The organism is Flavobacterium algoritolerans (assembly GCF_030010385.1).
GTDB classification, from domain to species: domain Bacteria; phylum Bacteroidota; class Bacteroidia; order Flavobacteriales; family Flavobacteriaceae; genus Flavobacterium; species Flavobacterium algoritolerans.
On sequence record NZ_JASCRZ010000003.1, the window covers coordinates 227,102 to 241,692 of the forward strand.

Below are 14,591 nucleotides of genomic sequence, written 5' to 3' on the forward strand. Positions count from 1 at the left end.
AACATGAACAGCTTACAAATTCTTTTAGTCGAGGACAATATCAACGATGCCGAATTAACCATTCGAGCGCTGAAAAAAAATAATCTTGCAAACGAATTAATCCATCTTAAAGACGGAGCGGAAGCACTAGACTTTATCTTTGCACAAGGCAAATATTTAGAGCGAAAAATGAGTGATTTGCCAAATGTAATTGTATTAGATTTAAAAATGCCAAAAGTAAATGGCATTGAAGTATTGAGGAGAATAAAATCAGACGAGCGTACAAAAAGAATTCCCGTTGTTATGCTCACCTCTTCTAAAGAGGATCCAGATATCCAGGAATGCTATAACTTGGGAGTTAACAGTTATGTCGTCAAGCCCGTAGAGTTTGAACATTTCGTTAAAGCGGTAAGTGATTTGGGATTATACTGGATGATTTTAAACCAACCACCACAATAAAACTACTACAAATATGAGCACTCCATTAAAAATATTAATTCTTGAAGATAATAAAAATGATGCCGATTTACTTCAACATGAACTAAAGAAATCTGGATTTATTTTTACTGCGGAAATTGTTGAAACTCGTAAAGCGTATGAAAATGCGCTTGATAATTTTAAACCCGATATAATATTATCCGATTATCACCTTCCTTCATTTGATGGGGCCACCGCTTTTCTTATTAAGAAAAAAAAGTGTCCCTCAATTCCGTTTATTATTGTTTCTGGCGCTATTGGGGAAGAAAATGCAGTAGAACTGATTAAAAATGGCGTTACCGATTATACCATAAAAGACCGATTATTTACGCTGCCCCCGAAAATAACTCGTTCACTGAAAGAAGCTGAAGAAAAGAAAGAAAATAGAGAAGCTAATGAACGTTTCAGTCTCGCCACCTGTGCTTCTAATGATATCATTTATGAATGGAAGATAAACGATGGTGCTGTTTGGAGAAATGATGCCTACTACAATTTATTGGGGATTAAAAAAGAGAAGGAATGGTTAGACCTCGCAAGCTGGACTAATTCCATTCATCCCGATGACCATGCCAGTGTTACGAAAAGTCTTACCGCTTTTTTTGAAAGCAAAGAAATTTTTTGGACCAGCGAATATCGCTTTTTGGATAATAAAGGAAAAGTTTATTATTTTACAGATAGGGGTTATTTACTCCGCGATCAAAATGGAAAACCCTTCAGAATGATAGGAGCGGTCGCTGATATTACAAACCTAAAAAATCACATAATCCAGCTCAAAGAAATGCTTTTTATGACTTCACATAGAGTAAGAGTACCTATTGCAAATATTCTGGGTCTATCAGATACACTTGATGAATCAATAACTGATCCAACTGAATTAAAAAAAATAGTTGAATTTATAAAACTTTCTGCTATTAATCTGGAAGAATTTACTCATGAGCTAAATCATTTTATTCAAAACTCAAAAGATCAAGCAGAAAATAAAATCCAAAAATAATAAGGATTTACAAAAAATGACAAATAAGCAAATGCCAGCCAACATTTTACTTAGCTGGCAGGAAATATGGGTCTTTACTATTTCAATTTCTTCTTCATTCAAACCCAACTCCGCAAAAGTACCTTTATGTATTTCGTAAATATTTCTCTGCTCTAAAGCATATTCTTAACTATAATAGGATACTAAATAGTATTATTTTGGATTTAATATCATGTCGATTCTTTTAATCGCATCTTCATAATGGTATTTTGTTTCTGCATTTACAGCTTTGGTTTTGGCAACTGATAAAGTAGATTTTAAAGTTGTCAATTCACCTCTAACCAATCCTCTCACATCTGATTGCGCCACATTATAATAGTCAGAAGGACGACCTGATTTAATTTCTTCTTTCATCAGGTAACTCATTCTTTCTATATAAGCACGCTGTAAGTTTCTTCTGTAAATAGTCACATTCGAACCTAAACCAGCTTCTTTCCAAATTCCTCTGCGCATATCACCCAATAAATCCAACGCTTTATAATTAGCAGTACCCATTATTTCGCCATCCATCAATCGGCCAATGCGCTCAAAACTCAATACACTATTCAAATGTCTGGCTTGTAAATTCCTAAAACGCTCTGTGTAACCGGAGTAATCAATATTTTTTAATGTGCTCACATTTACCAACCATGTTGGAGATGCAAAAGCATTGGCTTGCAACCATTGCATGGCTTCTTGTTGCTTTGCTTTTGGTACAATATCGTAAATACTTCCTTTTTGGTTTGGTTTTTTGGTAGCTTCATAAACACCTCCAACATTGGTCACCACATGCCCTACATATCTGCTCCATACATCCATCATCTCTTTGTACAACTCATCTAAATCCTCGTAATTATTAGTCACATCACTCGTCCATTCTGGTAAATGTGCCGCTACATATTGCAAGTTTTTAAGTCCGTAAGTACCCGCTTTCATTGAATTATTTCCAATATCTTCCGTTTGTGAAGACGGGTCAAAACTACTGCTTTGTTTCCCAAATTTATAAATAGGATTTCCGGCTTTTTCCATAATCCATTTGTCTAATGTTGGCACTTCAACCTCTGGTGAAGTAGCATTTGGAATAACTCTGTATCCCCAATTAGTCGCATAATGATCGTAAGGTCCCATTTGGCGTATAAAACGAACGTTTTTATCTCCAGGTTGTGCGATGTAATTAAAACGGGCATAATCCATCAAACTGGCTGCGATTCCGTTTTTCTGTGTAAACTCACCATTTCTGTAATTTTCAGTGTCATAAGCGCAACTTGCACCCATATTATGAGGAAAACCAAGAGCATGACCTACTTCGTGAGCGATAACCATACGCATCATTTCTCCCATTTCTTCATCGCTAGTATTTAATGTTCTTGCTGTAGGATTTGCAGCTCCCGTTTCTAATAAATAGCGATTTCTGTACGAACGCAAATGGTTGTGGTACCAAATTACATCACTCTCGATAATTTCTCCCGTTCTGGGATCAGAAACACTGGGTCCAACGGCATTACGAGTCGTGCTAGCCACATAACGAATTACAGAATAACGGATGTCTTCCGGGCTAAAATCAGGATCTTGTTCCTTCGTTGGCGCGTCTTTGGCAATAATTGCATTTTTAAAACCAGCTGTTTCAAAAGGCTTTTGCCAATCTTCAATTCCTTGTTTGATGTACTTGCGCAATTTTTCAGGCGTAGCAGGATCTAAATAATATACGATAGGTTTTATTGGTTCAACCAGTTCGCCTTTTGCGTAAGCGACAGGATCTTTAGGCTCCAATTTCCAACGACGGATATAAGTTTTGCTATCTGATTTCAATTCGTTGCTTCCATAATCGATTTGATTCATCGTAAACCATCCCACACGTGGATCAGCTAATCGGGGTTGCATTGGTTTTTCAGGCAATAAAATCATCGACTGATTCATTTGAATGCTAATCGTTTCTGAATCTTCCTGAACAGGCGGTTTAGAAGCGTTATAGGTGAAATCCTGAATCACTTCAATGTTCATCGGGAAACTTTTCATCGTATTGATAAAACTGCGGGAATCATCCATTCCTTTGACTTTGTAGGTTTCTCTCATTTCTGCCGATAAACCACTGATAGCTCTCACATCGGTACCATAAAATTTAGTCACATCAATCACCGTATTTGCAGAATCTTTGCTGAAGGCAACGATATCAAAAGCAAATAATGTAGGCTCATAATTATTGGATTTCACCGAAATGCTGATAGGCAAACTGTCATTGGCAACCGCACTGAACGATTTTAACTTGATAAGGATTTTATCCTGAAAACGCTGCCAAACTATCAATTGCTCATTGGTTTCAGAGCCAGCATTTACATATCCGCCACCTAAATTAGAAGGCAGTTTAGACAAACGGCTCACTAAAAGCATGTCTTTATCCAAGTATTTATTAGGGATTTCGAAGAAATATTTTTTATCTACTTTATGTACCGTAAACAATCCTTGGTCAGAAACAGCGTCTTTAGTAATTACCTTGCTGTATTCCTTGATAGTGGTTTCCGGTTTCTTTTCGGGAGGAGGAACGACAGCGGCATTTTTATCTTTTTTCTTTTTGGACTGTGCAAATTGGGTGGTGGGCACAAGCATCGCTGCAGCGATTGCGGTTAAAATGAAAAGTTTCTTCATTTAGTGGTTTTTTAATGGTTAATCAATATCAAAAATAAATTTTAGTGCCAGTAAATTGAATAGTATTCATTGGTTTAACTTTTAATTAACAACCGTTCTATTTCTTGTTGTACATTTCATACTGGAATTAGTAGTAATGTTTTCCCTGAAATGATTTTACAGGACGGATTTAGTTTTAAGAAACAGATATATTTGTGAGAATAATTTGATTATATTTGAGAAATGAATACTGACGGTTATCAGATAAAATTACCGAATTTTGGGTGTATTTGTCTAACAGTGTCAGACATATAAACGAGTTACTAGCCATTTTAAAAGAAATCATGAACTATTTCAAGAATATTTTTCAGAAATCAAGTCCCAAAACAGATCTCAAAAAATTAAAAGTAGAACTTAAAAAGGAAGATTTAATAAAACAAGAATCAACAATCAAAGATGTTGAAGGATTAAAAGTTTTTTTTGAAAAGTTAAAAAGCCACGGAATAAAACGGTACGATAATTTTTTCAATCTTTGCATAATAAGTTCTATTGCAAACTCTGACATTATGCTTCTCAAGCATCAGATTGCACTGACAGATCAAAAATTAGAAAAACTTTTAGCCGCAAGAATGCTAGCTCTTGTAATAATTGAATATCTACAAGATATGAATGATTTGCTTGGCAATAAACTTGTGAAAGAAATGAATGAAAATAGTTTTAAAGAATTTATACCAAAACTTCGAGAACTTAATAGTGAGTTTGCTCAAATTAGAAAAAAACATCAATCTGTATTATCTAATATTCGTAATAATATTGCTGCCCATAAAACAAAAAATGGGTTGAGTCTTGTCAATCAAATATTCAATTTAAATCCAAGTGAAATTATGGAGATGGGAAATGAAGGTTGCATCGTGGATAATAACTTCACAAAAGAGACTACCAAAATTATTTATAGAATTATTCAGGAAGCAGAAGAAAATAAAAAAAAGGCTGGTAAAAGCTAATACAAAGGATTTGGGGAATTGGCTTAATTTGAAAATGATTTTGTGTTTGGATGTAAGGCAAATCCGAAAATATGGCTCAATTTAGCCCCAAACCAATACTAGCAAGGAAACGTTAGTGGCAATCTTACCAAAAATGGCGAAGAAATTATGACGAAAATCATGAGGAAACAATCTACACGTTTAACGATAGTCATTAGTTTGATTTTCATACTAAGTTCTCTACTTCCGTTAATGCAAATATTTCTAATGTATGGTAACGGTGGTCTTTTAGCGATTGTAGATGAGATTCTATTCCGAAATGATTTAGACAACACAAAAGTAACAAATGGGATTGTAAATTTTAGTTTGTCATTATTATCATTAACTCTTTATTTCAAAACAAAAACTAAATCTTTAAAAATTATCTATTCTATTTTATTTACTGTTTTTTCTTCTTTGTTTATTTGTTTCTTGGCATACGACTATTTTGGCACTGAAGATCCAAATCCATATTATCTATATTTTGTAATTTCAAGCTTAATTTCTGGAATAATTTTAAATTTAGTTTCATTACTTAAGGATAAAAATGAGATTGAAAGAGTCAGCCACTAACAACGGTTGGCTCCTGCTCCGCAAAGTATTACCTTCTATACGCTGCGCAAATGTCTCTGACTTTACGCCCACAACAATAAGCAAAACAAACATAAACCCACAAAAAAAGCCCCAATCCGGGGCTTTTCATATTTTTATTCTTGTTCTTGATCAGTGCCATGGGATTTTGAATAGCCTCTCCATTTCTCAATACAATCCTGAAAATCCTGCGGCAGTTCCGTATCAAAACGCATCATTTCTTTGGTTGTAGGATGTACAAACCCTAATGTTTTAGCATGTAAAGCCTGTCTTGGTAAAGCTTTGAAACAGTTGTCAATAAACTGTTTGTATTTCGTAAATGTAGTTCCTTTCAAAATCAAATGACCGCCATAACGCTCGTCATTAAAAAGCGGATGACCTATGTGTTTCAAGTGTGCCCGAATCTGGTGGGTTCTTCCGGTTTCCAGTTGGCACGAAATCAATGTTACGTATCCAAAACGCTCCAAAACTTTATAATGCGTCACGGCAGGTTTCCCTATTTCGGGATCAGCAAAAACCGCCATTTGCATGCGATCTTTCAAGTGTCTTGCTAAGTTTCCTTCAATGGTTCCGTTCTCTTCGGCTACATTTCCCCAAACCAAAGCGACATACTCTCTTTCAGAAGTTTTCGCTTCAAATTGCTTGGCAAGATGCGTCATAGCTGCTTCGGTTTTGGCAATTACCAATAAACCCGAAGTGTCTTTATCGATTCGATGCACTAATCCGGGACGTTCACTGCTGTTCATGGGTAAATTCTCAAAATGAAAAGCCAACGCATTCACTAATGTTCCCGTATAATTCCCGTGACCGGGATGCACCACCAATCCTGGCGGCTTATTAATCAATAAAAGAGTAGCATCTTCATAGACAATATCTAATGGAATATCTTCAGGGTCTACCCTATTTTCAAAAGGAGGATGCGATAACATAACACGAACCACATCATTAGCTTTGACCTTGTAATTCGACTTTACCGTAGCGTCGTTTACAAAAATATTCCCTTCGGTAGCGGCGGTTTGTATTTTATTGCGAGTTGCATTTTGAATTAGGCTCATCAAGTATTTATCAATTCGCAAAGACGTTTGGCCTTTAGGAACTTCAAACCTGAAATGTTCAAATAACTCGTCTTCTAAATCTATTGTATCTATATTATTGTTCATCAACTGGTGTTTCTTCTATTGGTGCAACCAGAGTATCCGCAGCACTTTCTTCTTCTTCATAACTCATTTTTCCGTCTCCTAAAACCAAATCAATTTTAGATGATTTCAAGACTCTGTCCCCTACTTTCAGGTTTCTTCCTTTGAAACGCATTTCCAATACCATATCTTTTCCAAGATTTGGAACATACGTAACCGTTCCTTCCTCAAGGCCTAACGCTTTCAAGGTTGGCACTGCTTCACGATATGTTTTTTCTATCAAATCAGGAATTCGCACAGATGAAAATCCCGAAGTATTTATTTTTATGTATATTTTTCTACCTACTTTTACCTTCGTACCTGGCGTCGGATCTTGCTCAACCACACTAAATTGCGGGAAATCACTTCTATAATCCACACTATCCAAAAGCACATAATCTAAATCCAACTCATCCAGCTTTTCTTCCACTTGCTCTTCAGTCAATTTACTCAAATTCGGAACTGCAATTTCATGACCATGATCTGTTGTAAAAGTCAACCAATGCATAAACAAATAGCCCAAAGCAGCAATAATGGCAAGAGCAATTAATACTTGTACTAAAAAGACGCGGCTTGTAAGATACTTACGTAAACTCATAAATTTATTTTTATATGTGGCAAAGATAAAGCTATTTCGTTTCAAAAAAAATGATAATTTTGTTTAATGCTTTTTGGAGCTATTTCCCGCTATTCGTTATAATCTTTTTATCCGCCAAAAAGGCTGATAAAAAGGATTTCCACTACTATCGGGGCTAGAATCTAGTGCTAAAAACACCATATTATTTATTCGAACAACTAAGATCAAAACGATACAAAATGAAAAACATTGCCATCATCATGGGCGGATATTCCAGCGAGTATAAAATCTCACTTATCAGCGGAAACGTCGTATATCAATTTCTAGACAAAACGAAATACAACGGATTCCGAATCCATATTTTCAAAGAAAAATGGGTCTATGTTGATGCTAATGACACTGAATTTCCTATCGATAAAAATGATTTTTCAGTAACTGTTGATGGTAATAAAATCACTTTTGATTGCGTTTTCAATGCCATTCACGGAACTCCCGGTGAAGACGGATTGATGCAGGCGTATTTCGAATTATTGCATATTGCACAAACTTCCTGCGATTATTACCAAGCGGCATTAACGTTCAACAAACGTGATTTATTATCCGTTTTAAAACCATACGGCATAAAAACCGCCACTTCCTATTACTTAAACAAAGGCGATGCTATCAATACTGAAGAGATTGTCGCTAAAGTTGGTCTGCCTTGTTTTGTAAAACCAAATAAAGCGGGATCCAGTTTTGGAATTTCCAAAGTAAAAACCATCGATGAATTGCCTATCGCCATAGAAGTCGCTTACAAAGAAGACAACGAAATCATCATCGAAAGTTTCCTTGACGGCACCGAAGTTTCTGTCGGAGTAATCAATTACAAAGGAAAAGTAATCGTTTTGCCAATTACTGAAATCGTTTCTGACAATGATTTCTTCGATTATGAAGCTAAATATTTAGGTAAATCACAAGAAATCACACCGGCAAGAATCTCAGATGAAATGACCCAAAAAGTGAGCGAAATAGCCAAACGCGCTTACGAGGTACTCAAAATGAAAGGTTTCTCGAGAAGCGAATTTATATTGGTAAACGGAGAACCACACATGTTGGAAATGAACACCATTCCTGGATTAACAACCGAAAGTTTGATTCCGCAACAAGCCAAAGCTGCCGGAATTTCATTGGAAGATTTGTTTAGCAATTCGATTGAATTGGCTTTAAATAACTAACGCTCCATTATGATAGAAATTTTTGAATGGAACCGATTATTATACAATGATTTACCAGAATCCTTTCTTTTAGAGGTCATTTTCCGTTCTACCATAATGTTTACAGTTTTATTGTTGACATTAAAAGTAGCTGGAAAACGTGGCGTGAAGCAATTATCTGTTTTTGAAACAGTCATCATTATTGCTTTAGGATCTGCAGCGGGAGATCCCATGTTTTATGAAGAAGTTGGAATAATCCCTCCTATAACAGTATTTCTGGTCATTATACTTTTATACCGATTAGTAACGTGGCTGACAGGAAAAAGTAAACGGTTTGAAGAGTTTATAGAAGGCAAAACCGAATGTATTATCAGCGAAGGGAAATTTTCAATTGCAACTTTCAAAAAGGAAAGTTTGGCACAAGATGAATTTTTTTCAGAACTCCGATTGAAATCGGTAGAGCATTTGGGGCAGGTAAAAAATGCCTTTATGGAAACCAGTGGTGAAATCAGTGTTTTCTATTATGAAGACCATGAAGTTCAACCAGGATTGCCAATTCTACCTTTTTTATTTAAACAAAAAAGTAAAACGATTCCAACAGAAGGTATTTATTCCTGCACCTTTTGCGGAAATACTGAAAGCCACAAACCAGGAAATGCGGAGTGTAGAGTTTGTGAAAAATCCGAATGGGTCGAAGCAATACAAACACTTCGAAAAACCTAATTGAACAAAACATAAGTTCAATTTAATTATATCTTATAAAATGAGAAAAGCTATATTTCCGGGTTCTTTTGACCCAATAACATTAGGACATGAGGACATCATCAAAAGAAGCATTTCGTTGTTTGATGAAATCGTAATCGCTATTGGTGTCAATGCCGAAAAAAAATACATGTTTTCTCTGGAAGACAGAAAACGTTTTATCGAAGAAACATTCAAAAACGAACCTAAAGTTTCGGTGATTACCTATGAAGGTTTAACTATTGATTTGTGTCATAAAATAAAAGCCGATTTTATCCTTCGTGGTTTGCGCAATCCTGCCGATTTCGAATTTGAAAAAGCAATCGCACACACCAATCGCCGTTTATCAAAAATAGAAACTGTCTTTTTATTGACTGCCGCAAGAACTTCATATATCAGTTCCAGCATTGTGAGAGATGTAATCCGCAATGGAGGGCAATATGAAATGCTGGTTCCAGATGCAGTGCGAGTGAAATAATTTTAAGAGATTTTGTCAAGTCGAGCGCAGTCGAGACTAAATGATACGTCTCGACTGCGCTCGACTTGACAAATAAACAGTAATAAATAAATTTGTGAAACGAGGCAATAAGCCATAATTTCGCCTAAAAATAAAAGCCATCAAACAATGAGTATAGAAAGAGAATTAAGCAAGCGTAGCGGATCGAAATGTGAACTTTGTGGTGCAACCGAAAACTTAAAAGTATATCAAGTTTTACCAACCAAAAAAGGTGGACTTGATGAAAGTATTATGGCTTGTAGCACGTGTATCGACCAAATCGAAAATCCGGATAACGTAGATTTAAATCATTGGAGATGTTTGAATGACAGCATGTGGAGCGAACATACCGCGGTACAAGTAGTAGCGTGGAGAATGTTAAGCCGCATGCGTGCTGCGGGATGGCCTCAAGAATTATTGGACCAAATGTATTTAGACGAGGACACTTTAGCTTGGGCGCAAGCAACAGGCGAAGGTGAAGACGATGAAAATAAAGTAATTCACCGCGATAGCAACGGCGTAATTTTGGAACACGGAGATTCAGTCGTTTTAATCAAAGATTTAAAAGTAAAAGGTTCCAGTATGGTGGCTAAACAAGGAACTGCCGTTCGTAACATTAGACTGGACCATGAAAATGCCGAATACATTGAAGGAAAAGTAGATGGTCAGCAGATTGTTATCATTACACAATACGTTAAGAAAATATAGTCATCAGTTGGCAGTGTTCAGTTATTAAAAAAAAGAGTGAGCAGTGGCTTCATTATAGCAAAAAATCGTTAACAGTAAATCAAATTTACTGTTAACGATTTTTTATTGTTATACTGTTTTTTTCTGCTCACTAAAAGCTGAACACTGAATACTGATTACTCCTCTTCCTTCTTAATCACTTTTCGGGCCACTTCAATTTTAAACTTCTTGCCTTTCATTTTTTCGTCTTTAATGGCATGAAGCAAATCTTTCACTTTGTTGAATTTCACGGCTGCAAATGAGATAAAATCTTTCACTTCGATTAATCCTAAATCGCCTTTTTCCAGTTTTCCTTTTTGGGAAAAGAAACCGACAATGTCAATTTTATTCAATTTATTTTTCTTTCCGCCACTGATGTAAATAGTTTGAAATTCAGGTGGCTTTGGTAATGAAGTGGAGTTTTCAACTTTCAAAGCTTGCATGCCATAATCGATATAATCCATTTTTTTCTCACTTTCATGAGCAATAATATACGCCGTCCCAGAAGCTAACATACGTGCTGTACGTCCGTTTCTATGGGTAAATTCATCTTCTTTAGAAGGCAAATGATAATGGATTACGTGATTCATTTCGGGGATATCAAGACCACGGGCAGCCAAATCAGTAGTGATAAGATAGCTTACACTTCCGTTTCTGAACTGGATTAAAGCGCGTTCTCTTTCGTCCTGATCCATTCCGCCATGATAATAGGTGGCGTAAATTCCTTTTTCGTTCAAGGTATCGCTGATGCGTTCTGCAGCATCACGATGGTTACAAAAAACAATTGCCGATTGTGATTTCAACGAACAAATCAAGTTAAACAAGCTACCTATTTTGTCTTTCTCTTTCGAAACAACCATTTTCATGGAAAGATTCGTTTCGTCCACGTTTTCTGGAATGAAATCCAAAATAGTTGGATTTACGACTCTTGTATATCTTGGAATCTCAATATCCGAAGTGGCCGAAACCAAAACACGTTTGTTCAGTTTCGTTAATTTTCCAATGATAAATGACATTTGCTCATGGAAACCCAATTGCAATGATTTGTCAAATTCATCCAAAATCAAGGTTTGAATTTTATCCACACGAAAAGTTCCTCTGTCGATATGATCTGCAATTCTTCCCGGAGTTCCTACTAAAACTGCTGGAGGATTACTTAAATTCTTGATTTCAGTATCAATGGAATGTCCGCCATAGCATACATTTACTTTGTAATCAGTTCCCATTTTTTTCCAAACTTGCTCAATCTGTAATCCTAATTCGCGTGATGGAACCAAAATCAAACATTGAACCGATTGGATTTCAGGTTGTAACATTTCTAAAATAGGCAACAAAAAAGCCAAAGTTTTTCCGGAACCAGTTGGCGAAAGCAATAAAACATTATTGTCATTCAGGATCGTATCTTGTGCTACTTCCTGCATTTCATTCAGGCTTTCGATGCCTAAATTCAAAAGTATATTGTTGGAATGGTGTTTCTTATTCATTTTGCAAAGGTAATTTTTAATTCTGAGTTATGAATTTTGAATTCTAAATTTTCATTTTTTTAAATCGGGAGCTTCCTTTTCTTACGATCATTTCTATTCCTATCGAAAAAAAGCTACATTTGAAATTCAATTTAAAAACCGAAATATGAGATTTTTCACATTCCTTTTTTTACTATTCTCCATCAACTCATTTGCACAAAAAACGAATAAATACGATACTTTTTTCGAAAAAGGAAATGGAAATCAATCCGCATCCTACCAGGAAACAATCGCTTATTATAAACTCCTGGCAGATGATTTCCCGACTATCGAAATGCAAAAAATGGGATTGACAGATAGTGGCGAACCATTGCACATGGTAGTTTTTAATCCTGAAAGGCAATTTGATTTTGGAGCCATCCAAAGAAACAAAGCCGTAATCCTGCTCAATAACGGCATTCATGCAGGTGAACCGGACGGAATTGATGCCAGTATGCAATTGTTTAGAGATTTGGCTTTAGGCAAAATAAAAGTACCAAAAAATACCGTTATCGTTTGTATTCCTGTGTATAATATTGGAGGTGCTTTAAACAGAAACTCCACTTCAAGAGCTAATCAGGACGGACCGGAAATCTATGGTTTTAGGGGTAATGCCAGAAACTACGATTTGAATCGCGATTTCATCAAGTCAGATACCCGAAATACCAAAAGTTTTGTGGATATTTTCCATAAAATAAATGCCGATGTTTTTATTGATAATCACGTTAGCAATGGCGCAGATTATCAATACGAACTTACCTACATTATGACCCAGCACAACAAATTGGGAACCGTTTTAGGTAATTTTTTAAATACCGAAATGATGCCTGCTTTGGTCAAAGATTTACAAGAAAAGGAAATTGAAACTACGCCTTATGTCAATGCTTTTCAGGATACTCCGGATAAAGGTTTTGGTCAATTTTTTGAAAGCCCACGATTTGCTACGGGCTATACTTCATTGTTCAATACCATTGGGTTTGTGGTGGAAACACACATGCTGAAAAAATACGCTGATCGTGTGAAAGTAACATACGAATACATGCGTTCCGCAATTGATTTTACGGATGCAAATTATCAAAAAATCAAACAACTACGATTGAAAAATGAAGAGCAGTATAAACCAAAAAAATCGTACCCTATAAAATGGGAAATTGACAGTACAAAAACGATTCCTTTTTCGTTTTTAGGCTATGAAGCCAGTTATAAGAAAAGTGATGTAACATCCGGAAATCGCTTGTTTTATGACCGTACAAAACCATACAAAAAAGATATTCCGTACAGCAAGGAATTCAAATCCGTAAAAGAGATAATCATTCCGGAAGCGTATATTATTCCAAGAGGATTTTGGCCGGTAATTGAATTATTAAAGAGCAATACTATCTCCTATCGCCAACTAAAAAATGACACTATAATTGAAGTGGAAAGCTATAAAATCGTCGACTTTAAAACAACAAGTTCAGCTTATGAAGGACATTATTTACACCGAAACACTTTGGTAACCGCTAAAATGGAGAAAGTGGCTTTCGCCAAAGGAGATTACGTTATTCCAACACAGCAAAAAGGAATCAAATATTTATTAGAAACATTAGAACCCGAAGCAATAGATTCTTTTTTCAACTGGAACTTTTTTGACACGATGTTACAGCAAAAAGAAGGCTATTCTGACTATGTTTTTGAAGATTCAGCTACGCAGATTTTAAAAGAAAATCCAAAACTAAAAGCCGAATTTGATCTAAAAAAACAAAGCGACGTAAACTTTATCAATAATCCGGAAGCGCAGCTGGACTGGATTTACAAACATTCCGTTTATTATGAAAAGGCACATTTACAATATCCGGTGTATCGCATCTTAAAATAAAAAAAAGCTCCTATTTCAGGAGCTTTTCTTCTTCAAATAATAATTTTATATTCTCGTACGAGTTTTTTAGCGCCTCTTTTATTTGTTCCGGATTCATCCAAGCTACCTTTTCGATTCCTTCTTCTAATTGCCCTTGTGGGGTTCCTTCAAAATCAGATTGCATTTCGAACCAATGCGTGATTTTTAGTTTATATTTTCCATTACGTCTAAAAACGTGATATGTTTTTTGAAGCTTATGAGATATTGTCAATCCATTTACACCAGTTTCTTCCTCTACTTCACGCATGGCAGTGGCATCAATTTCCTCCCCTTTTTCGATTCCGCCCTTTGGTAAATCCCATTTTCCATTTCTGAAAATGAACAAAACCTCGCCTTTTTTATTGTAAACTAAACCGCCACCAGCTTTGGCAACAGGGATTTTTGCTTTCAAAGTCTTCAAAATAACGCTTTCATCAGGATGATATAGGTAGGCTTTTTGAATTTTATTTTGAAAGATTTTTACTATAAGCTGCTCTATGTCAATGCTTTCTAATAAAAACAATTGAAAATCCGTCTCCTTAGAGATGTGATTTGTCAAAAAAAGTGGTTTGTCGTTAACAAAAACTTTATACATTTGTACT

14 protein-coding genes are annotated in these 14,591 nt (G+C 35.7%); 9 read left to right on the plus strand and 5 right to left on the minus strand.

Going from position 1 to position 14,591, the window contains the following annotated elements; translation table 11 throughout:
- The first annotated feature begins 3 nt into the window (after window positions 1–3).
- Window positions 4–438: a response regulator gene (locus QLS65_RS08775; RefSeq protein WP_282712083.1), complete on the plus strand. Its 435-nt coding sequence runs from the start codon at window positions 4–6 to the stop codon at window positions 436–438.
- 13 nt (window positions 439–451) lie between these two features.
- The gene (locus QLS65_RS08780) at window positions 452–1,450 is read left to right on the plus strand and encodes a PAS domain-containing protein (protein WP_282712084.1); all 999 of its coding nucleotides are present in this window, start codon (window positions 452–454) and stop codon (window positions 1,448–1,450) included.
- Between the two features lie 192 nt (window positions 1,451–1,642).
- On the opposite strand, the gene QLS65_RS08785 is transcribed toward QLS65_RS08780, so the two are convergent.
- Window positions 1,643–4,111, minus strand: a complete 2,469-nt coding sequence (locus QLS65_RS08785) for a zinc-dependent metalloprotease (RefSeq protein ID WP_282716849.1) — start codon at window positions 4,109–4,111, stop codon at window positions 1,643–1,645.
- Between the two features lie 323 nt (window positions 4,112–4,434).
- On the opposite strand from QLS65_RS08785, the gene QLS65_RS08790 reads away from it, so the two are divergent.
- Entirely contained in the window at window positions 4,435–5,094 is a 660-nt protein-coding gene (locus QLS65_RS08790) for a hypothetical protein (protein ID WP_282716851.1), read from the plus strand.
- A gap of 147 nt (window positions 5,095–5,241) precedes the next feature.
- Complete coding sequence (locus QLS65_RS08795) at window positions 5,242–5,685, plus strand: hypothetical protein (protein WP_282716853.1); 444 nt, start codon at window positions 5,242–5,244, stop codon at window positions 5,683–5,685.
- Between the two features lie 134 nt (window positions 5,686–5,819).
- On the opposite strand, the gene QLS65_RS08800 is transcribed toward QLS65_RS08795, so the two are convergent.
- The gene (locus tag QLS65_RS08800; RefSeq protein WP_282716855.1) at window positions 5,820–6,863 is read right to left on the minus strand and encodes an RluA family pseudouridine synthase; all 1,044 of its coding nucleotides are present in this window, start codon (window positions 6,861–6,863) and stop codon (window positions 5,820–5,822) included.
- On the minus strand, window positions 6,853–7,476 hold the full coding sequence (locus tag QLS65_RS08805; protein WP_099715835.1) for a PASTA domain-containing protein: 624 nt from the start codon (window positions 7,474–7,476) through the stop codon (window positions 6,853–6,855). Before QLS65_RS08805 ends, QLS65_RS08800 begins: the two co-directional genes overlap by 11 nt.
- A 218-nt stretch (window positions 7,477–7,694) precedes the next feature.
- On the opposite strand from QLS65_RS08805, the gene QLS65_RS08810 reads away from it, so the two are divergent.
- The 4 genes from QLS65_RS08810 to QLS65_RS08825 all read left to right on the plus strand — a co-directional run bounded on the left by QLS65_RS08810 (window position 7,695) and on the right by QLS65_RS08825 (window position 10,593).
- On the plus strand, window positions 7,695–8,669 hold the full coding sequence (locus QLS65_RS08810; RefSeq protein WP_282712091.1) for a D-alanine--D-alanine ligase: 975 nt from the start codon (window positions 7,695–7,697) through the stop codon (window positions 8,667–8,669).
- A gap of 9 nt (window positions 8,670–8,678) precedes the next feature.
- Window positions 8,679–9,371: a DUF421 domain-containing protein gene (locus QLS65_RS08815; protein ID WP_282716858.1), complete on the plus strand. Its 693-nt coding sequence runs from the start codon at window positions 8,679–8,681 to the stop codon at window positions 9,369–9,371.
- A 40-nt stretch (window positions 9,372–9,411) separates the two neighbouring features.
- Window positions 9,412–9,867, plus strand: coding sequence for a pantetheine-phosphate adenylyltransferase (gene coaD, locus QLS65_RS08820; RefSeq protein WP_099715839.1), 456 nt, complete (start codon window positions 9,412–9,414; stop codon window positions 9,865–9,867).
- Window positions 9,868–10,014: 147 nt separating this feature from the next.
- A complete protein-coding gene (locus QLS65_RS08825) occupies window positions 10,015–10,593 on the plus strand; it encodes a PhnA domain-containing protein (protein ID WP_099715840.1) in 579 nt (192 codons plus the stop codon).
- Window positions 10,594–10,748: 155 nt separating this feature from the next.
- On the opposite strand, the gene QLS65_RS08830 is transcribed toward QLS65_RS08825, so the two are convergent.
- On the minus strand, window positions 10,749–12,095 hold the full coding sequence (locus QLS65_RS08830; RefSeq protein WP_282716861.1) for a DEAD/DEAH box helicase: 1,347 nt from the start codon (window positions 12,093–12,095) through the stop codon (window positions 10,749–10,751).
- Window positions 12,096–12,240: 145 nt separating this feature from the next.
- Between QLS65_RS08830 and QLS65_RS08835 the strand changes: the two genes are divergently transcribed.
- On the plus strand, window positions 12,241–13,971 hold the full coding sequence (locus QLS65_RS08835) for a M14 family metallopeptidase (RefSeq protein ID WP_282716863.1): 1,731 nt from the start codon (window positions 12,241–12,243) through the stop codon (window positions 13,969–13,971).
- A 10-nt stretch (window positions 13,972–13,981) separates the two neighbouring features.
- Here QLS65_RS08835 and QLS65_RS08840 read toward each other — a convergent pair whose 3' ends face one another.
- Entirely contained in the window at window positions 13,982–14,584 is a 603-nt protein-coding gene (locus QLS65_RS08840) for an NUDIX hydrolase (protein WP_099715843.1), read from the minus strand.
- Window positions 14,585–14,591: the final 7 nt, after the last annotated feature.